The sequence below is a fragment of the Algoriphagus winogradskyi genome (genome assembly GCF_900182815.1).
Classification (GTDB): Bacteria; Bacteroidota; Bacteroidia; order Cytophagales; family Cyclobacteriaceae; genus Algoriphagus; species Algoriphagus winogradskyi.
Genome location: NZ_FXUA01000009.1, coordinates 63,908 through 84,717 on the forward strand (window position 1 = coordinate 63,908; position 20,810 = coordinate 84,717).

At 41.0% G+C, this 20,810-nt stretch carries 16 protein-coding genes; 8 read left to right on the forward strand and 8 right to left on the reverse strand.

The window, feature by feature from the left end; translation table 11 throughout:
• Nucleotides 1–22: 22 nt before the first annotated feature.
• Complete coding sequence (locus QOL76_RS18880) at nucleotides 23–937, reverse strand: WD40 repeat domain-containing protein (protein WP_283414519.1); 915 nt, start codon at nucleotides 935–937, stop codon at nucleotides 23–25.
• A gap of 34 nt (nucleotides 938–971) precedes the next feature.
• On the opposite strand from QOL76_RS18880, the gene QOL76_RS18885 reads away from it, so the two are divergent.
• Entirely contained in the window at nucleotides 972–1,601 is a 630-nt protein-coding gene (locus QOL76_RS18885) for a 4'-phosphopantetheinyl transferase family protein (RefSeq protein ID WP_283414520.1), read from the forward strand.
• Nucleotides 1,602–2,171, forward strand: a complete 570-nt coding sequence (locus tag QOL76_RS18890) for a redoxin domain-containing protein (protein ID WP_283414521.1) — start codon at nucleotides 1,602–1,604, stop codon at nucleotides 2,169–2,171. It begins immediately after the preceding gene.
• Here QOL76_RS18890 and QOL76_RS18895 read toward each other — a convergent pair.
• From QOL76_RS18895 to QOL76_RS18905, 3 genes are all read right to left on the reverse strand, one after another.
• Nucleotides 2,165–3,010: a transglutaminase-like domain-containing protein gene (locus QOL76_RS18895; protein ID WP_283414522.1), complete on the reverse strand. Its 846-nt coding sequence runs from the start codon at nucleotides 3,008–3,010 to the stop codon at nucleotides 2,165–2,167. The genes QOL76_RS18890 and QOL76_RS18895 overlap by 7 nt on opposite strands.
• A gap of 57 nt (nucleotides 3,011–3,067) precedes the next feature.
• On the reverse strand, nucleotides 3,068–4,663 hold the full coding sequence (locus QOL76_RS18900; RefSeq protein ID WP_377919220.1) for an acyl-CoA carboxylase subunit beta: 1,596 nt from the start codon (nucleotides 4,661–4,663) through the stop codon (nucleotides 3,068–3,070).
• A gap of 232 nt (nucleotides 4,664–4,895) precedes the next feature.
• Nucleotides 4,896–5,696: an N-acetylmuramoyl-L-alanine amidase family protein gene (locus QOL76_RS18905; RefSeq protein ID WP_283414524.1), complete on the reverse strand. Its 801-nt coding sequence runs from the start codon at nucleotides 5,694–5,696 to the stop codon at nucleotides 4,896–4,898.
• Between the two features lie 184 nt (nucleotides 5,697–5,880).
• Here QOL76_RS18905 and QOL76_RS18910 point away from each other — a divergent pair, with 184 nt between their 5' ends.
• Entirely contained in the window at nucleotides 5,881–8,493 is a 2,613-nt protein-coding gene (locus tag QOL76_RS18910) for a putative LPS assembly protein LptD (RefSeq protein WP_283414525.1), read from the forward strand.
• A 133-nt stretch (nucleotides 8,494–8,626) separates the two neighbouring features.
• Here QOL76_RS18910 and QOL76_RS18915 read toward each other — a convergent pair whose 3' ends face one another.
• Nucleotides 8,627–9,841, reverse strand: coding sequence for an arginine deiminase (locus QOL76_RS18915; protein WP_283414526.1), 1,215 nt, complete (start codon nucleotides 9,839–9,841; stop codon nucleotides 8,627–8,629).
• A gap of 193 nt (nucleotides 9,842–10,034) precedes the next feature.
• Between QOL76_RS18915 and QOL76_RS18920 the strand changes: the two genes are divergently transcribed.
• The 4 genes from QOL76_RS18920 to QOL76_RS18935 all read left to right on the forward strand — a co-directional run bounded on the left by QOL76_RS18920 (nucleotide 10,035) and on the right by QOL76_RS18935 (nucleotide 14,283).
• Entirely contained in the window at nucleotides 10,035–10,775 is a 741-nt protein-coding gene (locus QOL76_RS18920) for a DUF4197 domain-containing protein (protein ID WP_283414527.1), read from the forward strand.
• A gap of 197 nt (nucleotides 10,776–10,972) precedes the next feature.
• A complete protein-coding gene (locus QOL76_RS18925) occupies nucleotides 10,973–11,410 on the forward strand; it encodes a response regulator (RefSeq protein ID WP_283414528.1) in 438 nt (145 codons plus the stop codon).
• A 12-nt stretch (nucleotides 11,411–11,422) separates the two neighbouring features.
• A complete protein-coding gene (locus QOL76_RS18930) occupies nucleotides 11,423–12,025 on the forward strand; it encodes a biliverdin-producing heme oxygenase (protein ID WP_283414529.1) in 603 nt (200 codons plus the stop codon).
• 5 nt (nucleotides 12,026–12,030) lie between these two features.
• On the forward strand, nucleotides 12,031–14,283 hold the full coding sequence (locus QOL76_RS18935; protein WP_283414530.1) for an ATP-binding protein: 2,253 nt from the start codon (nucleotides 12,031–12,033) through the stop codon (nucleotides 14,281–14,283).
• Nucleotides 14,284–14,322: 39 nt separating this feature from the next.
• On the opposite strand, the gene QOL76_RS18940 is transcribed toward QOL76_RS18935, so the two are convergent.
• The 3 genes from QOL76_RS18940 to QOL76_RS18950 all read right to left on the reverse strand — a co-directional run bounded on the left by QOL76_RS18940 (nucleotide 14,323) and on the right by QOL76_RS18950 (nucleotide 19,121).
• Nucleotides 14,323–15,771 carry a M48 family metalloprotease gene (locus tag QOL76_RS18940; RefSeq protein ID WP_283414531.1) on the reverse strand — a complete coding sequence of 483 codons (1,449 nt, stop codon included), beginning with the start codon at nucleotides 15,769–15,771 and terminating at the stop codon, nucleotides 14,323–14,325.
• Nucleotides 15,772–16,071: 300 nt separating this feature from the next.
• Nucleotides 16,072–17,778, reverse strand: a complete 1,707-nt coding sequence (gene lysS, locus QOL76_RS18945; RefSeq protein ID WP_283414532.1) for a lysine--tRNA ligase — start codon at nucleotides 17,776–17,778, stop codon at nucleotides 16,072–16,074.
• Between the two features lie 164 nt (nucleotides 17,779–17,942).
• Nucleotides 17,943–19,121 (reverse strand): proline dehydrogenase family protein, encoded by a 1,179-nt coding sequence (locus tag QOL76_RS18950; protein ID WP_283414533.1) that lies wholly within the window; start codon nucleotides 19,119–19,121, stop codon nucleotides 17,943–17,945.
• Nucleotides 19,122–19,705: 584 nt separating this feature from the next.
• Between QOL76_RS18950 and QOL76_RS18955 the strand changes: the two genes are divergently transcribed.
• Nucleotides 19,706–20,803 carry a chorismate mutase gene (locus tag QOL76_RS18955; protein ID WP_283414534.1) on the forward strand — a complete coding sequence of 366 codons (1,098 nt, stop codon included), beginning with the start codon at nucleotides 19,706–19,708 and terminating at the stop codon, nucleotides 20,801–20,803.
• Nucleotides 20,804–20,810: the final 7 nt, after the last annotated feature.

Consider the following 20,810-nt stretch of genomic DNA (forward strand, 5'->3'; position numbering starts at 1 on the left):
GAATCATGCTCGATTTCATAGGTTAATTCGCTTCAATTTGCCAAATAGAAATAGTACGGTCGTCTGACACAGAAATTACATTGCCTTGATAGCTACTCCAAATCACCTTGTTTATTGAAGTACCATGACCTGCATTTCTTGCTTTGTCTATGACCTTGAGGAGTTTCCGTTCGCTTGCATCCCATACCTTGATGGACTTATCCATGGAGCAGGTGACTAGAAGGTTTCCGTCCTCCTTGAAATATAAATAATTAATGGCATACATATGTGCCACAATGTTTTCTTGTAGAGAATAGCTGTCAGTTTCCCAGAATTTCAACCGAGCATCCCGACCGGCACTGACCAAAATCGACTCATCAGGAGAATACGAAAGTGCAAATACAGAATTGGTGTGGCCTGTTAAATTTGCAATGGGTTTAAAACTATCTGATAAATCAAGAATTTTTACGGTATGATCACTCAGGCCAATTGCCAGTTCGCGTTTATCTTTTGCCAAAGACATCACGCGAATACTCTTCTCACTCAATTTGATGTGCTTTTTGATCGTTTTTGAATTAATATCAACTACAATAAGCACCCCGTCACCTGTACCAATGTACGCTTCGTCCCCAAAGATTTTGATATCAAAAATTGCCTTATCCGTTAACTTCAATGACCAAATCTCCTTGCTTTCATTCAGGTCAATGACGTGAATCCCTTCGAAATTATGGCCTATAAAAAGCAAATTCCTACTTGGGTCTACAGCAAGTCCATAAACTGAATGTGGCAGTCTAGCGATCAACTTACCATCTTTCGGCTGATCCAAGTCCCATTCCACTACCATACCATCTCCAGCTCCGGTATAAAAAAATCTGGGATCACTCCCTTCTACCAATGCATAGATGCAGTCATTGTGTCCTGTTAGTGTTTGTAATTTATTAACTTCTATTTTTGACATATATTGGACTGAGACTTTGGTTGCCCTGCTGGCTATGCAAACAAAAATAGAAAAAATAGATTCTTCCTCGGCTTTGGCCATCAAGATTATCGAAACTCAAGATGAAAACGACCTGGATTTTCTCAGCTTTAGAGAGAAACTTGGTTACGCCAACATTTCGCATCATGAGAAAAAACGAGAATGGGCCACTGCAAGAATGGCAATCCGAGATGCTTTGGATGTATTGCATGTTCCATATCCCGGTTTTTTCAAAGATGAGCATGGTAAATCTCAAACCATGAATGGACATGGATATATTTCACTTTCTCATACCATGGGATATGCTGGCGCTATTTATCACAGGGAAAATCCGGTTGGAATTGACATGGATTTGATACGGGAAAAAATCCTGAGGATTGGATTTCGGTTTCTGGATCAATCAGAATTAGACTTCTTGGCTAAGGATCCCTTACATTACACCATGGCTTGGTCAGCTAAAGAGTCTATCTTTAAATGTCAGGGGAAAAGAGGCGTTTCTTTTCGAGAAAATATTCTCTTAGAACCCTTTGACCCAAAGGCAGGAATCATCAGAGGTAAAGTCCGAGGTACGGATTTTACAGATCATCATTACACAGTACAGGTTCGGGTGATCTCAGACGTTGTACTAACATACACTATTTGGTAAATGCAAAAGCTAAGCTTAATTATCCCCATTCTTCTTTCTATAACTTTTTCGCTTTCCGCTCAAAGTCTGGAAGAGATCAATCTCACTGATGCGGTAACTGGCAAAGAGGTTAATGTAGCCTCTCAAATTAAGGGGAAAGGTTTAGTCTTGATTTTCCATAGTTTGGGATGCCCTTTTGCAAAAATGTATGAAGCTCGTTTGATTGCTTTGCGAAGCAAATACCAAAATCAGGGTTTTACATTTATGCTGGTAAACCCAGAAGTGAGTCAAAAAGAAGAAGATAAAACAGCCTTGCGAAGCTATATAGATCAGTCCGATATAAACATGTCTTACTTGATTGATGATAGCCAAGCGTTGACCAAATTCTTTAAAGTCACCAAAATCCCTGAAGTAATTTTACTTACCCCAGGAGCTGTGGTCAGTTATAGAGGAGCGATTGATAATAATCCTCAAGCTGAAAATGCCGTGTCATCAAACTACCTCGACAAAGCAATGGATTCCCTATTGAAAGGTGAGTCGCCGACACCAAGTCAAGTTAGAGCTGTTGGCTGTAATGTGCGGACTTATTGATCGTTCAGCAAGGCTATTAATTCCTTAATCTCTTGAACTTTGTCAGCCTCGCCAAGCTTCTCGAATGAATTTTCCAGGTTTCTGAACATTCGAAGCATAATTTGTAGATGCGCACAAGGTTCGAAGTAATCCTCTTTTGGCTCAATCTTCAATTGCTCCAGATAGTTAAAAATATCCTTTCTACTAAAAATCAATCCTTTGTTGAAGGCATTGATGTAAAAAGTGACATCCGCTGATTTATAGGTGAGCACAAATAGATTTGGGAGGTTCACTCCATAAATCGGTAACCCCAACTTTTTTGCTACCAGTAAATAAATTGAGCATAATGTCAGGGGATTTCCACGTTTTGAATCCAAAACCGAGGAAAGCATACTATTGGCCGGTGAGTGAAAGTTTTTGGTATTCGCAGAGAATCGGAGAGTGTTGAAAAGCACATTGTTAATTGCCCTCACCTGCTCATATGGACTCAAATCATTTTTGAAAGCAGTCCAAACCTCGAAGTAAATCTGATGCATCTCAGCATTTAGCCTCGCATATTCGAGATCTGGATATTGATAAGTATTGATAATCCACAGCCCAGTCAGCAAGTCCCGATCGTCGGTATCCCGCCAATCTTTCAACCTTTCCTTTAGCAGAGAAAACTGAAGATCATGAACCAATTCTTCTATTTCTTTCTGAATATCCGGATTGAAGCTATTCTCCCATTTTTTCTCCAAAAAGGGAATAATATCATTCCCCAAAGAAATGATTCTATCCCTCACATGCATTCTTACTTCACGATCGGAATCATCCAATAAGGAAACCAAGGCATTTAATTCTCCGGGTGTCAAATCACTCATCGTCAAAAGGCTACGGTTAATGGAACGAAACTATAAAATAAGATACTAAAAATTGGCTTAAGTTTGAATCACGCCTACATTAAATCTTTCAGTTATCGGAGCATGATTAGCTGCTTCTATACCCATGCTGATTACCTTTCTAGTCTCACGAGGATCGATTACTCCATCCACCCAGAGTCTCGAAGCCGCATAAAATGGGCTCAGTTCCTCATTGTATTTGGAAGTGATTTCATCCAGCAATTCCTTTTCATCTTCAGGCGTGATCTCCCGCCCTTTTTTCTTCAAACCTGCTACTTTGATCTGAAGCAAAGTATTTGCTGCTGCAGCTCCCGACATCACTGCCATCTGAGCTGTAGGCCAAGAATATATCAAGCGCGGGTCATATGCTTTGCCACACATGGCGTAATTACCGGCTCCGTAAGAATTTCCTAGTATAAAGGTAAATTTCGGCACCACAGAATTAGCCATGGCATTGACCATTTTGGCTCCGTCCTTAATAATCCCTCCATGTTCAGCTTTGCTGCCAACCATAAAGCCGCTGACATCCTGAAGGAAAACAAGTGGGATTTTACGCTGGTTGCAATTCATGATAAATCGAGCTGCTTTGTCCGCTGAGTCAGAATAAATCACTCCGCCCATCTGCATTTCTCCCTTGGCAGTTTTGACGATCTTCCGCTGATTTGCTACTATTCCCACTGCCCATCCATCAATCCTTGCAGTGCCACAAATCAATGTTTTGCCATAGTCTTCTTTGTATTCATCGAAGTCACCAGCATCCACAAGACCTTTTACGATCTGCAACATGTCATATGGCTTCACACGCTCAGTCGGGAATGAGCCAATAAGTTCATCTCCTGTCAAGCCTGACTTGTGGGACTCTACGCGGTCAAAACCGGCAGTAGGATTATGACCTATTTTATCAAAAATCTTTCGGATCGCATCCAGACAATCCTGATCAGTATCGTATTTATTATCCGTCACTCCTGATATTTCGCAGTGCGTGGTAGCACCACCTAGTGTTTCATTATCAATCGTCTCTCCGATTGCTGATTTCACCAAATAGGAGCCTGCCAGGAAAATAGACCCAGTCTTATCCACAATCATTGCCTCGTCGGACATGATCGGCAAGTAAGCGCCCCCAGCCACACAGCTTCCCATGATCGCTGCAACTTGTATAATTCCCATTGCAGACATTTTCGCATTGTTTCGGAATTGTCTTCCGAAATGCTCTTTGTCTGGGAAAATCTCATTTTGCATGGGGAGGAAAACACCTGCGCTATCGACCAGATAGATAGCAGGAATCTGATTTTCCATGGCTATTTCCTGAGCACGAAGATTTTTCTTTGCAGTCATCGGGAACCATGCTCCTGCCTTCACAGTCGCATCATTGGCTACGATCATGCACATTCTCCCACTCACATAGCCAATTCCAGTCACAACACCACCGGAAGGACAACCTCCCTCCTCTTCATACATGCCGTCAGCTACGAAAGCCCCAACTTCTAAAAAATCAGTGTTCTTATCACGCAAGTAGTCTATTCGCTCACGAGCGGTGAGCTTCCCTTTAGCATGTTCTTTTTCTATTCTTTTGGCACCTCCACCTAGTTTAACGTGCTCATATTTTTCTTTTAACTCATGGAGTAGACCCTCCATGGTTGGATTAGAATTTCCAGTAGTTGCTGTCATTAGTCAAATTTGGGTTTAGAAATCATAACCAGTGCTTTCTGCAAATAGTTAAGCTTCCAAGTTAAAAAAGAAAAAGCTAACAGTCGTAGTATTCTAGGTTGCAGTCACCCTATTCAGTCTCAAAACAGTATTCTGACAATCCCACAAAAAAGCCCTTTACTCACAAGAAAAGGGCTCTGAATGTTAAATATTATGAAAATTAATTTTTCTCGATTGACTCTTTGTAGTCTCTTATTGACCGGTAAATCGCAGAGGCCATGTATTCTTTTCCTTGTTGACTCATTAGGAATTGCTCCTCTGTTGAATTGGATAAAAATCCCAATTCCACCAAAACAGATGGCATTGAAGGAGTCCAGAGCACATAAAAAGGCCCTTGCTTCACGCCTCTACTTTTGCGACCAACTCGATCTCTAAATTGAGTTTCTACATTATCTGCTAGAGTCACGGAGTTCTCGAAATGAACTTTAGACATTAAATTGAACATCATGTAGGATTCAGGTGAAGATGGATCAAACCCTTCGTAGTTTTCCTCGTAGTTATCTTCCAACAGGATCACCGAGTTTTCTCGTTTTACAATATCAAAGTTTGCATCAAAATGCTTTGTCCCCATCACGAAAGTCTCTGTTCCAAATGCTGATTTATTTGCAGCAGAATTGGAATGAATGGACACAAAGAGATGTGCTTTGTTATTATTGGCGATCATAGGTCGTTCCTTGAGTGAAGGAAAACTATCATCGTCCCGAGTGTATATCACCTCTACATCAGGCAAGTTTTCCTTGATGTATTTTCCAACTAAAAGTGTAACTGCAAGATTAATGTCTTTTTCCTTTGACCTAGAACCCAGATTACCAGGATCTTTACCTCCGTGGCCAGCATCCAAGACGATCTTTGTCATCTTAAAAGATGGTACCATGGATTCATTTGTGATAAATCCGCCAAATACAAAGGGAATACATAAAATTAGACTAAGAAGAATTTTTTTGTTTTTGGACCGTTCCATGAGGGCAATAAAATTAACTTTACACGAAATTTCACTCAAATTAAATAAAGCGTAAGCAACAGTGCAGGGATTCAGGCTCTTTTTATTTTGCTTTTTTGGGCTATTGATTGTTCCGCTGTTAGCGACTGCGCAAGACCCAGTCCGCAAGCTTGAAGAAAAACCACTAGTCGTTCCAGATTCTTTAATGCCACTTTCTCGGGAATTGATGGCTATGGACACTTTGTCCACTACTGCTGATACGCTCGCACTTACTGATTCGACAAAAATTATGCCCAGGAGTGATATCACCACAGATATTACTTATTACGGTGAAGATAGCATCGTATCAGATTTCACGGAAAACAAAGTTTACCTCTATAACCAAGCTTGGTTCGAGTATGGTACCATGCGTTTGGAGGCTGACTTGATCATTATTGACTGGAAAAACTCAGAGCTCTACGCCTCCGGAGTTACGGATACTTTGGGGAATGTGAAAGGAAATCCATTTTTCAAGGATGGAAACTCCTCCTATGAAATCAGGAAGGAGATGAAGTATAATTTCAAAACCCAAAAAGCTATTATCAAGGATGTCGTTACGGAACAGCAAGACGGTATTTTAAGAGGAGAAACGATCAAAAAAACAGAAGATGGGAGTATTTACTTAGCCAATGGTTATTATACGACCTGTACACTCACTACTCCACATTATCATGTGGCAGCAAACAAAATCAAGTCTATTGAAGGAGGTCAAGTAGTAGCTGGCCCTTTCAATCTCTACTTTAATGGCATCCCCACGCCACTTGGGCTACCTTTTGGGATCATACCAAATACCCCGGAAGAAAAAGCCTCAGGATTGATTTTCCCAAGCTACGGTCAAGAGCAAAAAAGAGGACTGTACCTTCGTGACTTAGGCTATTATTTTGCAATCAATGATTATATCCACGCCAGGGTAACGGGTGACATCTACTCTAATGGAGGCTGGGGTTTGAAATCACAATCTGTGTATAAAAAGCGATATAGATTTAGCGGCTCTTTCAATATTGACTTCCAAAAGTTCAAATCTCCAGAAACAGAGCTGAACCCTGTCGATTACAACACATTCAGAATTCAATGGTCACATAACCCTGAATCACGTGGAAATAGCCGATTCTCAGCCTCTGTAAATGCTGGCTCAACGAGCTACTTCAACAATATCGTTAATCCGAATAATTTCACGAATAACGTAACTTCGGATTTGTCGTCAAATATCAATTATAGTAAGACATTTACGGGAACTCCATTTTCCTTTGGAGCGAGTATGAGACACTCCCAAAGTGTTCAGACTGGAGAAGTTCAATTAAGTCTACCTACCATGAATTTGAGTATGAATAGACAGAGTCCGTTCAAAAATGTGAAATTCGAACCGCTCAAGACCTTAAATATCGCCTACAACTTTGACCTCCAAAATTCTATCACCAATAAGGTGACTCAGGAATTCGGAGTAGATCCTGACTTAGTTGAAAATACAGATACTCCTGACTTGGTACCTTTCACCCCTTCTAATTTTGGGTACTTACTTCAGAATGCTAATAATGGCGCAAGAAACAGAATTCCAATCAGCTCAAATTTCAGGCTTTTTAAATATTTCACAGGCACTGCATCTGCCAACCTAACTGAATTATGGTACCTGAAAAGGATTAATTATTTCTATAACCCGTCTGAAGAGCGAGTGGATAAAATAATAGAAGAGGGATTTAACAGAGTTACTTTTTATTCTAGCTCATTCAGTTTGAATACCAATATCTATGGATTTTTCAACTTCAAAAAAGGGAAAATCCAGACCATACGTCAGCATATTCAGCCTTCTTTGAGTGTAAACTTTTCTCCTGATTTCTCAGATCCTTCTTTAGGGTATTATCAAGAGGTAAAAGTTAATAATGATGGGGACACTCGTTTGTTTGACAGGTATCAAGGATTCTCCTATAGCGGTGCTCCATTAGGAGAAAGTAGAGCGATGGCATTTAGCATCCGAAGTGTATTAGAGGCAAAGGTGATTGATAAAAAGGATTCTACTCAAGAGAATGCTACTAAGAAAATACCTTTACTTGAAAATATCGACCTGAACTCCAGCTATAATTTCGCTGCAGATTCATTTAAGCTAGCTCCCATCCGAATCAGTGCTCGAACCAGCTTTTTCGACAGAAAGCTCTCGGTGAATATGAGTTCTACGCTTGACCCCTATGCCACGGAGACATATATTAATTCCAGTGGTTCTAACGCCACACGCTCCATCAATCAATTTGCCTGGAAAAATGGACAGGGGCTAGGATCCATTCGAAATGCTTCGCTAAACATGAATGCCTCCATCAACCCAAGTAGTGCGCAAAATCCTGGGGAAGTACGAGATGAGCTTACCAATGAATTTTTGCAGCAAGGCGGTGTGATGAATGAATTTGTAGAAAGTGAGATTAACAGAATCTCGACTGACCCTAGTCAATACATAGATTGGAATATTCCTTGGAACATGTCATTTGGCTATGTATTATCTTACAGTAATCCGGTATCCGGAAATAAGAGAGTCACGCAAACTCTCAGCGTACGTGGTGATTTCAAACTTTCTGAGAAGTGGGCAGTAAACTTCAATACAGGCTATGATGCCCAAACCAAGAAGCTTACCCAAACAATGGTAGGTATAGCTAGAGATCTTCACTGCTGGCAGATGAATGTCTATTGGGTTCCTTTTGGCGCCTTTACTTCATACAATATTGACATTCGAGTGAAATCAACAATCCTTCAAGATTTGAAGGTATCTAGGAGACGATCCTTTTTTGACAATTAGACGATTTCGGGTTTTGATTGCATTTCAGATTTTGGTGCTAGGAATTAAATGTAGATTTCCCCATCCATCAATTGCCATTCTTACTTGAGGTAAATATCAGGTTCGCTGATCCGAAATCAAACATCCGAAATCGCTACACTCGCGATCTACTAATCGGCATGGTCATGCATCTTGGTCCGCCAAGGCCCCTGGAAAGCTCCGAAGATGGGATTTCCAATACCTCCACTCCCATATTTCTTAATGCCCGGTTAGTATGAATATTTCTATTGTAGGAAATCACTCTTCTTGGGCCGATGGCAAAAACATTTGCACCGTCAAACCACTGCTCTCGCATCGCATAATCAGGATTTCCTGCTGCGGTGTGCAAAATTTCCAAATGTGGAATCTCTCTTTCCAAAATAGTCAATAGTGACTCTTTTAGCACTTCTCGCTTGATGTGCACTTTGTCATCCTTGATTTCTTTCAGGGTATAAAGGGATGTTTGCAAGACTGCATTCATCGCATCAGGGTAAGTAAGCACCAGATTCTCATCCAAAATTGTAAATACTGTATCCAAATGCATAAACTGCCGCTTCTGAGGTAGGTGTACTTCATAAACACGCTCCACAGTCCCTTCAGCTAATAGTGCTTTTGCGGCATGGTAGATTGCCTTTTCATCCGTACGCTCCGAATTTCCGATTGCTACCGCCTTTTGAGATAAGATAATAACATCTCCTCCTTCTATGCTCGGCGGATTATCATGCCCTAATACTGGATATAGTTGATGGATATTATCTTTAAAATCCATGTGATTTTCAAAAATAGTCCGAAGTAAATCCGCCTCGCGTTGTCTTCCTTCCATTCTCATACTAGAAAAAATAACCCCACCCGGAGTTATAGCCATGGGATCCCTCTGAAAGTACAAGTTTGGACAAGGAGATATCACAAAGGCAAATTCCATCAACTCCCCAGCATTCAGTTTAGGTATTTTACGCCGCAGTTCATGCACCTTCAATCCAGCTGTCAAAATCCCTGCACATTCGGCAGTAGAATAACGCTCCAGTATGTCTTCTGCCAAATGGACCATGCCTGATCTCTTCAATGATTCTCGCATCAATTGAAGCAGCATTTTCTGATCATAAAGCACTCGAATCAATAATTCCCGTAGTTGATAGACCGTAGCACCCGTAGATTCCTTGATTAGATTGGAAAAAGCATCGTGTTCCTGCTGCAAAGCTTCCAGATATGGCACATCATCAAACAGCAAAAATTCCTTATTATAGGGAGTTAACCGGTCAATTTCCTTCCCGGGTCTATGCATCAAAACTGCTTTGAGGGTACCGAATTCTGAATTAAGTCTAAGATTCATTTCATTAACAGTTTATCAGCTATTTTAAGTAATAATTGCCATATCTCAAAAAATATAAGCTTTTGTTTAAGAAAATGAAAATAATGATTTTTGTAAATGCTTCTAGATTAGTATATATTCTAGTAACAATTACCCTCAAATTTAATTGAGGTATCATTGTTGAATGGAAATAGGCTTACTTAAGATAATTCCCATGAAATTAGAAAATACGAAATTCAAAAAACTTTCCTTCACTTTTGCATTAGCCAGTGCCCTTTTTCTTGGAAGCTGCGAAACACTAACTCAACTGAGCAAAGGCTTAGACTTCGGCACTCCAACGGATGCTGAAATCAATTCAGGTCTAAAAGAGGCATTGGAATTTGGAACCAGCTATGCTTCAGAGCGTCTTTCAAAAGAGGATGGATACTTGGGAAATTTGGCTATCAAAATTGCTTTCCCTGAAGAAGCGAAAAAGGTCGAGAACACGCTTCGCTCTCTGGGCTTAGGCAGTCTTTGTGATCAGGTAATCACAAGTGTAAACCGCGCCGCTGAAGATGCTGCCATAGAAGCTAAGCCGATATTTGTAGCAGCAATCAAAGAAATGAGCATCACTGATGTTAAGAACATTCTTTTAGGTGCTGATAATGCTGCTACGCAATATTTTGAAAATAAAACGACGGCCTCGCTAGAAGGGAAATTCAAACCAATTATTGAAAGTAGCCTGACTAAAGTAGGAGCGACCAAATACTGGTCCGATGTAGTGACACGATATAATAAAATTCCGCTGATGACTCCGATCGAAGCCGATCTATCCAAGTATGTCACACAAAAGGCAATAGAAGGTCTTTTTTATGAAATTGCTAAAGAAGAATTGAAAATCCGGGAAAATGTAGCAGCCCGGAGCACTATTTTGTTGCAAAAGGTGTTTGGCTATGCAGACGCCCAAGGATCTTAATTAAAATAATCTTAATTCCTCAAGGCTAACTCCACTGGAGTTTGATTACCAGATAAAATCTAATTCACTGATTTTATAATTTCCTAAACCCAGCTATTTGACCGACATACCGTCGATCCAATTCCATAGTTACTCCATTATATTTCTAATATATTTGTAGTGGCCTTGAAATAGAAGGCTACTAGTAAATCTTTACCATGAACGAAAAGTTAACAATCTTTTATACTGATGACGACATTGATGACTTGGAATTTTTCAAGACTATTGTAAATATGATTACCGACGATTATGCGGTGGTAACTCATATGGACGGAAATCAATTGCTTCATGCACTTGACAACCCTCCTCCGACTCCCTACCTGCTTTTCCTGGACATTAACATGCCCGGAATGAGTGGTTTGGAAGTATTACAGATCGTAAGAAAATCAGAAAAGCACGCTGCTTTGCCAATAATTATGTTTTCTACTACTCAGGATAAATCTGTCATAGAGAAAACAAAGGTATTAGGAGCAAACTATTACCTACCAAAAGCAGAAAACTTCAAGCTTCTTCGCAAGTCTATAGAGCACACGCTTAAGATCAATTGGAGTAGTTTCAGTGCTGACAATACTAATTACCTCTACAACAATAATTAACAGTTTGCCTGCATGAGTAACGCAGTTTTCACTAGTACTTTTCCTCAGAGATTGAAAGTTGAAACTTCAATTCTCCATCAAGAGTTGGAGGATCTTCCTCTTTCTAAAGCAATCCTGAAGGAAGACATTTCCACTAGGGATTACATGGAGTATTTGCATCGCATGCATGATGTGATTAAGGAAGTAGAGACCTTAATTTTCCCACTACTTTACACTGAGCTATCCGATCTTTCTCAGCGAATTAAAACTCCTTTATTGGAGCAGGATTTCAATAGCCTTAGCTATATAAAAACGCAATCCGCCCCCGTTTTCAAAAACCTAGACAAGCAAATCTCAACTGCTTTTGCCTTGGGTATGCTGTATGTGATAGAGGGCTCAACGCTTGGTGGGCGAGTGATTTACAAGCACATACACAAAACACTAGGATACGACAATCAGTCTGGAGCTGCTTATTTTTCCGGATATGGCGAAGAAACTGGATTGTTTTGGAAAAACTTCATGACTACACTTGTAGCCTACGAAAAAAATCATAATACTTCGGAAAAGATTATTGAGGGGGCTAACTATACTTTTCAAGCAATCAAAACTCACTTTCAAAGTGAGTCCGAGCTATAGGTAATATGAAGGTAAAGGACATTGTTAATAGGGAAATTGTAAACCTCACAAATTGTGAACAGGAACCTATCCACATTCCCGGCAGCATTCAACCTAATGGGTTTCTTATCGGTCTGAAGGAAGACTCGCTTCTAATTGACTACTGCAGCGCAAATACCCTTGAATATATTGGTATAGCGCATACAGAGTTATTGGGAAAAGCATTCGGTGTCGCTTTTGGAGAAAAAGCCAAAAAAGAATTACTGGATTACATTTCCAATGACAGGATGCTGTCCTCGCTCCTACTTAAAACTACACTTCTAGAAAAGGAATTTCTTTGCACTGTGCACAAAAGCAATTCTACGATCATCATAGAAGCTGAACCGATCAATTCAAAAGTCAAAAAGGCAAATGAGGTATATGATCACACCTCGCAATTCCTTTCCTACATGCATACCACTCAGAGCCTTCAAGATCTTTGTAGTCTGGTAGCGAAAGGAACCCGAGAAATCACTGGGTATGACCGGGTGATGATCTATCGATTTGATGATAATTACAATGGGGAGGTATTTGCAGAAAGCTGTCGAGAGGACCTTGAGCCATTTTTGGGATTACATTATCCTCACACGGATATCCCGCCACAGGCAAGAGAGCTTTACATGAAAAACCTATTGAGGATAATCACAGATATTGATTATTCCCCAGTTCCGATTTACACTATAGATGATCAGAAAGACAAAAACCTAGATCTCAGCCTTGCTATTTTACGCAGTACATCTCCCATCCACGTGCAATACCTGCACAATATGGGCGTAGGTGCTACATTGACGATCTCTCTGATTTATAAACAAAGACTCTGGGGTCTCATTGCCTGTCATCATTATTCGCCTAAAAACCTGACGCCAGAATTGAGGTTGGCGGCACAGCTTCAGGGGCATTTCATCACTTCCCAGATTGATGTAAGGCAATCCAATGAAGAATATGAGGTTTCCAGAAAAGTCAATGCTTCCTACGATAAAATAGATGCTTTCGAACTTACTGAAGGGGCAGAATCCTTAGCAAAACTGATTAAGCAGCCAGAACTTATCGGCCTTTGCAATGCAAATGGCGTTTCTTTGTTTTTTGAAGGAAAAGTCTACAGCAATGGTGTTACCCCTTCAGACGATGAGGTGAAATTCTTAGCAAGCTATTTTGCAGAATACACTGAAAACACGAATATCAGCACCAGCAAATTGTTGGATTTACTACCAGATTTTAAATCACTCTGCGAAAACACCCCAGGAGCAATTTATCATTCACTGGATGTAGAAGGCGACAATTGTATAATCTGGTATAGATCGGAAACTAAAAAGGAAGTAAACTGGGCCGGGGATCCGAGCAAGTCTATCATTCTGGATAAAAAGGGCTTGTCTCCTAGAAATTCCTTCGAATTATGGAAGGAAATCGTGGATTGTACCAGCAAACCTTGGCTCCAACCTGAGTTGGACACAGCGGCGGCCTATGCTAATGGACTGCAGCGCCAAATTAACTTAATCAAAATCACACAGGAGGAACAAAAATATCGCAAGCTCAGCGAAATGCTCAGAGAGGCAAATGCTGAACTTGAAAACATGAACTGGATCAGCTCGCATGACCTTCAGGAGCCGTTGCGTAAGATGCAGCTGATTTCATCTCATTTACTTTACGAAGATGAGGTCCCCGAAAACGTTCAAAAATCCCTTAAGCGCCTTAATATTTCCGCAGAGCGAATGCGAACTTTGCTTCAGGACATCCTAAAATACACGCGCCTGAAATATTCTGAAGAGGATTTTGAACGGGTAGATTTAAGCAAACTAGTAGGAGAAGTAGCGCGAGAACTTGGTGATGATTCTGATCCTAACACCATCCAATTGGATGAATTACCAACGGTGCTGGGCGTACCATTTTTTCTAAAACAGCTCTTTTCTAATTTGATTTCAAATTCTATTAAGTATGCGAAAGCATACGAGCCAATTAGAGTAAAGGTGAAATCAGCGCCAAAGCCAGTAAATTATCCAACTGAAAAAGACGAACCGTATTATCTGATCAAGGTGATTGACAATGGGATTGGTTTTGACCAGAAATATGCAGAGTCAATTTTCAATATTTTCACCCGTCTCCACCTAGCCACAGAATACAGTGGATCAGGAGTGGGATTGGCTCTTTGTAAGAAAATAATGAAAAACCACCGAGGATACATAAGCGCTGAAAGTACTCCGGGGAATGGCACAGAAATCAGCATTTACTTTCCGCTCATTTGATTTTATTAGAGACACCAAATTACTGGTACAAACCAGAAATTACTTACCAATTAGCTTGATTAGCATCCCTTTACTCAGCTGGTCTGTCAGGTGCATCCCATTCAACAAAGAAAGCTCCTCATATCTCTCCGCCGGCATTCCGTAGTACCTAAAGGCAGCTTCTAGTGACATAACATTTGGCAAAGTCTTGATCTTAATTATATCTGGTTTACGATTAAGCTTTTCCGAATCCCGTAATTCCTTGAAGTCTCTGATGGTTTTAGAAAATAGGGGCTGATACGAATTAAAATTAGCTATATCCGTCACTCCCATGAGACTGTAAATATTCCCTTCAAACTCAATAACAGAAGAAAGGACTCGAAGCGTAGCTGCTTGCTCCTGTAGACGATCCCCAACCAACAGAACTGCAGGCATTCCATTGATAGTTTCTTTCTTAGATTCTACCAGCGTCAATCCATAATTTTCTAAAATTGCATTCGCAGCCTCCTCTAGGTTAGATCCAGAAGCTAAGGTGAGAATCATTACCGCATCGCCTTCTGCTGGCGCCATTTGAAACTGTTGTGGAGAATTTTGATGCTGCCACCCAGTTGGGATAGGAAACTGGATTTTCAAAACTGGATGATAGAATGCACTGTTCTCCACAAAGCCTTGTTTGGGATCTGCACCCACAATCAAGCCATCAATTTTCCTTAGGTAACTATCTCGATTTATTTCAAACTCGGTCAATTTGGACTTATCCTGCCACTTTTGCGCAAGCACTTCCACGGTTGCATTTCGTTCTACTGGGGATGGGTGGGTGGAAAGAAAAGGTGGGATTTCATCCGCTCCGGTATTTGTTTGCTGTCTTTCCAGAGTCTCAAAAAAGTCAGCCATTTCTCTGGCATCGTACCCGATCTGGGAAGAATATTCCACACCTAGCTCATCTGACTGTCTCTCAGCATCTCTACCAAACTTCAATAAAGCTAATTGCATTCCTTGGGAGAGAGGGTCTACAAACTGACCAAGTTCAGGCACCAAAATAATTCCTGCCAAAAGACCTATTTGTCCCAAAATCTGGTTTCGTTGCTGGATCACTGAGTGCCTGGCAGTCACGTGACCTATCTCATGTCCCAGCACTCCGGCAAACTCGGCTTCATTGTTAAAATGCGCCATGATACCGCGGGTAAAATAAACAAAGCCACCCGGCAAGGCAAAGGCATTAATCACAGGTGAATCGACTATTTTGAACTCATAGGCCAACTTTGGCCGGTGTGAGATCGCAGCCATTTCAGATCCTTTAGTGGTAATAAACTCTTGGAGTTCTGGGTCTTCATAAAGCCCAAAAAAAGCAACCACTTCAGGATCCGATTGCTGTCCCATAGCAATTTCCTGAGCTTCAGACATCAGAACAAGTTGCTTTTTTCCCGTTACTGGATTGATGGCGCAGGATCCTAAACTCAAGAGAAAAAGGGCCGAAAAGAGGCTAAGGTAATTCTTAAAAGTTCTCATTAAAAGTTGAAGTTGGTGGCTATCTGTTAATGAGGTATTGAAAATTTCATTCCAATTAATTTTGGAAAGGGAAGTAGCCTTCATCGCGGGTGATTTGGAAAACCTTGGGTGAAGACATTCACGGCGACAGAGCTTAGGCTCTTTGACAGTAGCAAGACTAACTATATCGCCTACACTCTTTCTTTGAGCTTAACCCCTTCGCGACTCTCTGCGCAAAACTCCGCGCCCACCGCGGTAAAAACCCAGCCACAAAAAAAACCGAGCCTCGCAGCCCGGTTTTTACTTTTATATCAATCTGGATTAGTCAACTAGTGATACAGTGATCGAATCACCTTCTTTAGTCACTTTGGCGACACCCTTGCCTGTTAGGCCTTTCATCGCTACATCCCATTTCTTTCCGCTTAGTCCAGCTTTTCCTTTCAGATCAGCGATAGCCACAGGAGACTCTGCTTTCAGCAATTCGAAAATGCCTTTTTCTTCTTCAGTCATTTCCACCTGCTTTTTCTCAGGTCTCATCTGAGGGAAGAACAATACTTCCTGAATAGTAGTATTATTTGTCAACAACATAGTCAAACGATCAATACCAATACCCAATCCTGAGGTTGGAGGCATTCCATATTCCAAGGCACGAAGGAAATCCTCGTCCATCGCCATCGCCTCATCGTCACCACGCTCAGCCAATTTCAACTGATCTTCAAAGCGCTCACGCTGATCGATAGGATCGTTCAATTCAGTATAGGCATTTGCGATTTCTTTTCCATTAACAAATAGCTCAAAACGCTCCACCAAACCTGGCTCAGTTCTATGCTTTTTCGCCAAAGGCGTCATCTCAATAGGATAATCCGTGATGTAAGTTGGCTGGATCAAATTAGCTTCCACCTTCTCACCGAAGATCTCATCCACCAATTTGCCTTTGCCCATAGTGGCATCGGTCTCAATGCCCATCTCAGCGCAAACCTTACGAAGACCATCCTCATCCATTTTGCTCACGTCGATACCTGCATATTCCTTAATGGAATCATACATAGTTAATCTTCTATATGGACCAGCAAATTCAATTTCATTATTACCTACTGTGATTTTGGTTTTGCCGTGAATCTTTTCAGTTACCTGCTCGATTAGCTCTTCCACCATTTCCATCATCCAGATGTAGTCTTTATAGGCCACATAGATTTCCATGGAAGTGAATTCAGGATTGTGCGTGCGGTCCATGCCTTCATTTCTGAACATTTTCCCAAACTCATACACCCCATCAAATCCACCTACGATCAATCTCTTCAGGTATAGCTCATTCGCAATTCTCAGGAAAAGTGGCATATCCAGAGTATTGTGATGCGTATCAAATGGACGCGCTGCAGCCCCACCATGCACAGCTTGCAGGATTGGGGTCTCTACTTCCAGCCATCCATGATCATCAAAATAGCGACGCATCTGAGTGATAATTCTAGAGCGAGTAATAAAGGTCTTCTTCACCTCAGGATTCACGGTCAAATCCACATAGCGCTGACGGTATCTCATCTCAGGATCGGTAAATCCATCGTGGACATTGCCGTCTTCGTCTCTTTTCACCACCGGAAGTGGCTTTACAGATTTAGAAAGCACGGTCAACTCAGTTACGTGAAGAGAAATCTCTCCAGTCTGCGTAGTGAAAATATAGCCTTTCAGCCCTAAGAAATCACCAATTCCCAGAAGCTTTTTGAAAACTGTATTATATAAGGTCTTGTCTTCGCCTTCGCAAATATCATCGCGACGAACGTAAAACTGTAATCTACCAGTAGCGTCTTGGATCTCGCCAAAGGAAGCTGAACCCATGATTCTACGGCTCATCAATCGACCTGCTATTGAAATGCTCTTGTAGTCATTCTTGCGATTTTCATAGTTACGATGAATATCCTCGGTGGTGACATTGATCGGAAACGCCTCAGCTGGATAGGGATTGATCCCTAGCTTCATCAGTTCTTCCCGATCTTTACGTCTTTCTATTTCCTGTTCGCTCAAAAGTTGCATTTGTATTGATTTGAGATTTGTTGTCTATATTATTGTTGGGTGTCAGATGACCGATACCCGGTGTTCGTCAGAACCTTGTCACTTTACCACCTTTTCACTTTCTACCTCACACTTTTCACTTTACTTGGCAAACATCGGTCACCCGACATCGGACATCAAGCCTTTTATTTCTCCTTCTTCCTTCTCTCCACTTCTTTCTTGATCATCGAAAACTCGCGACTGCTTTGACCAGCTATACTGGAATTCTCAGAAGCTCTACGGATCAGGTATGGCATTACCTTTTCCACAGGTCCATAAGGCACGTATTTCAAAACCCGATAACCTGCATCTGCTAGATTAAAGGAAATATTATCACTCATCCCATAAAGCTGAGCAAAGAAAACACGGTCAGACTTTTTGTCAATTCCATACTTTTCGATCAGCTCAACTACGAGATGGTTACTTGCTTCATTATGCGATCCACTTACTAAGTATACTCCATTAGCAATGCAAAACTCCACACCTAGATTATAGTCTGTATCAGTAGCCGATTTGCTAGGTTGAATAGGACTAGGATAGCCCATTTCTTCCGCTCTCTCTGCCTCTTTCTCCATGTATGCACCACGTACCAACTTAGCTCCTAAAAGAAACCCAAGTTCATCTGCCAAAACTTTAGCTTCCTTCAATCTCCCCAGCATGTCGTGGCGATACATCTGATATGTATTATATACCACACATCTTTCCTTATTGTATTTCTCCATGGCTTCATAGGTCAGCGTGTCGACCACATCTTGAAACCATGACTCTTCTGCATCGATCAAGATCTTCAATCCTAAATCATAAGCAGTTTTGCAAAGTAGATCCACTCGGGCTTTACAACGCTCATACGCCTGATATTCGGCAGGAACGAGAGCCTCACCTGCTTGGATTTTGATCAGAATATGATAATCTCCCAAACCGGTAACCTTAATTACTCCAAAAGGCATATAATCAGTCTTGGCAGACTCCACCATCGTTTGGCGGATTTCCTCACAGGTTTTATCAAAACTCTCTTCGTCGCCTTTTCCCTCCACGGAGTAGTCCAGGATTGACTCCACTCCAAATTTGGCAAGACTTTTACAATCTTCGATAGTTTCTGAGATTGTTTCACCCCCACAGAAATGCCCAAACATAGTTTGCTTCATAATACCTTTGATTGGCAAATGAAGCGCAAAACCGATTTTGGTCAGTGCAATCCCCATATCTGAGACAAATTTATTGTTCAACATGGCAAAGACTAAATGCATTTTCTTCAGTTCTGCGTCACTTTTTGAGGCAAAGGCAACTTTTAAGTTGTCAAAAGAAATAGTGGGTTTGGCGGGCATATTCCAGAAATAAAGCTGCAAAGATATCAAAAAAACTGCTTTTGGGTTGGTTTTGTTGGGATAATTGAACCAGTGAAAAGCGACTGTATTGTAGGCATTAGAGACTGAAGAAAAGCAATTGCTTGTTTCCTTATGTGATTCATTGCAAGTAAAAGTAAAATTTTACCCAGACGCTTATTCTTTCTAAAACCAATATCCTTTCTCCTTAAACCCTGCCAGCATTTTTAAATTATTCCAAAAAATATTTCACAGCTCTAAAGAGAAGTATTTTCATATAAGTCAAAATATAATTCCGAAAGCACTGAATATTTTGTCAAGATTTAGAAATATTCAACAAATCACCTGAATCTTTGCCGATTAAATAATACCTGTGGCAAAAAATTAATTTTGATTTTAAAAATCACCACTTTACATTTGGCACATGTTAAACACAGCAGCGACATATTTTAGCTTCTTTTACTTTTACTTTCGAAGACAAAATCGAATCGGAGTTGTGTATTGCCTTGCCTAAACTTAGAAACAAAATATAACACATAAAGCCCGATTCGAAAGAGTCGGGCTTTTTTCATTTAAAGCTCAGTATGATGAAAGAACACAAGCAAATCAAAGACTGGGGCCTAGGACTAACAGGCCCAACAATTATCGCAGGACCTTGCTCCGCTGAAACTCCAGAACAAATCGAACAGATTTGTATCGAGATGAAGGAAAATAATGTCATCCCTTCTATGTTTCGAGCAGGAATCTGGAAGCCTAGAACTAGACCAGGAAGCTTCGAAGGCATCGGGGAAGAAGGATTGAAGTGGATGGAGATCGTTCGTCACCACTTGAACATTCCGATCACTGTAGAAGTAGGAAATGCAGCTCATGCTGAAATCGCCCTTAGAAATAATGTAGACGTGGTTTGGGTAGGCGCTAGAACTACTGTCAACCCATTTGCAGTTCAGGAAATTGCTGATGCATTGGCAGGTTCTGATATCCCAGTGATGGTGAAAAATCCGATGAATCCAGATCTTGATCTTTGGATGGGTGCTTTGGAAAGATTCCATGCCGTAGGACTTACTAAGTTAGCTGCGATTCACAGAGGATTCTCTGATGCATACGACAAGAGATTCAGAAACAAACCAAACTGGTCTATGCCAATGCACTTAAAGCGTGTTTGGACTGGAATGGAAGTAATCAACGATCCTTCTCACATCGTTGGAAAGAGAGATGGAATTCTTGAAATCTCCCAGAAGGCAATGAATTTCGGTTTGGATGGTTTGATGATCGAAACTCACCACGATCCGGACAAAGCTTGGTCTGATGCTAAGCAGCAAGTGACTCCAGCACGATTGAAAGAAATTCTATCTGCTATAGATTTCAAAAAACCAATGGAATCTGAGCAGCCAAGTGAGCGTCTGAACGACTTAAGAAGGGCTGTTGACCACATGGATGATCAATTGTTGGATATCCTTCAGGAGAGATTTGCAGTGATCGATCAAATCGGTGCGCATAAAAGAGAGCATCATCTATCCGTATTTCAGTCTGATCGCTGGAAAGATGTGATGGAGAGCCGTACTCAAAAAGGCGTTGCAAAGAATCTTAGCGAGAAATTCATGAAGGAGTTGCTTTATTGTATTCACGAAGAGTCAGTAAAGCGTCAAGAAAAGCAGCTAAGAGAAGCTGATCCAGTAAAAAAGTAAATTCATA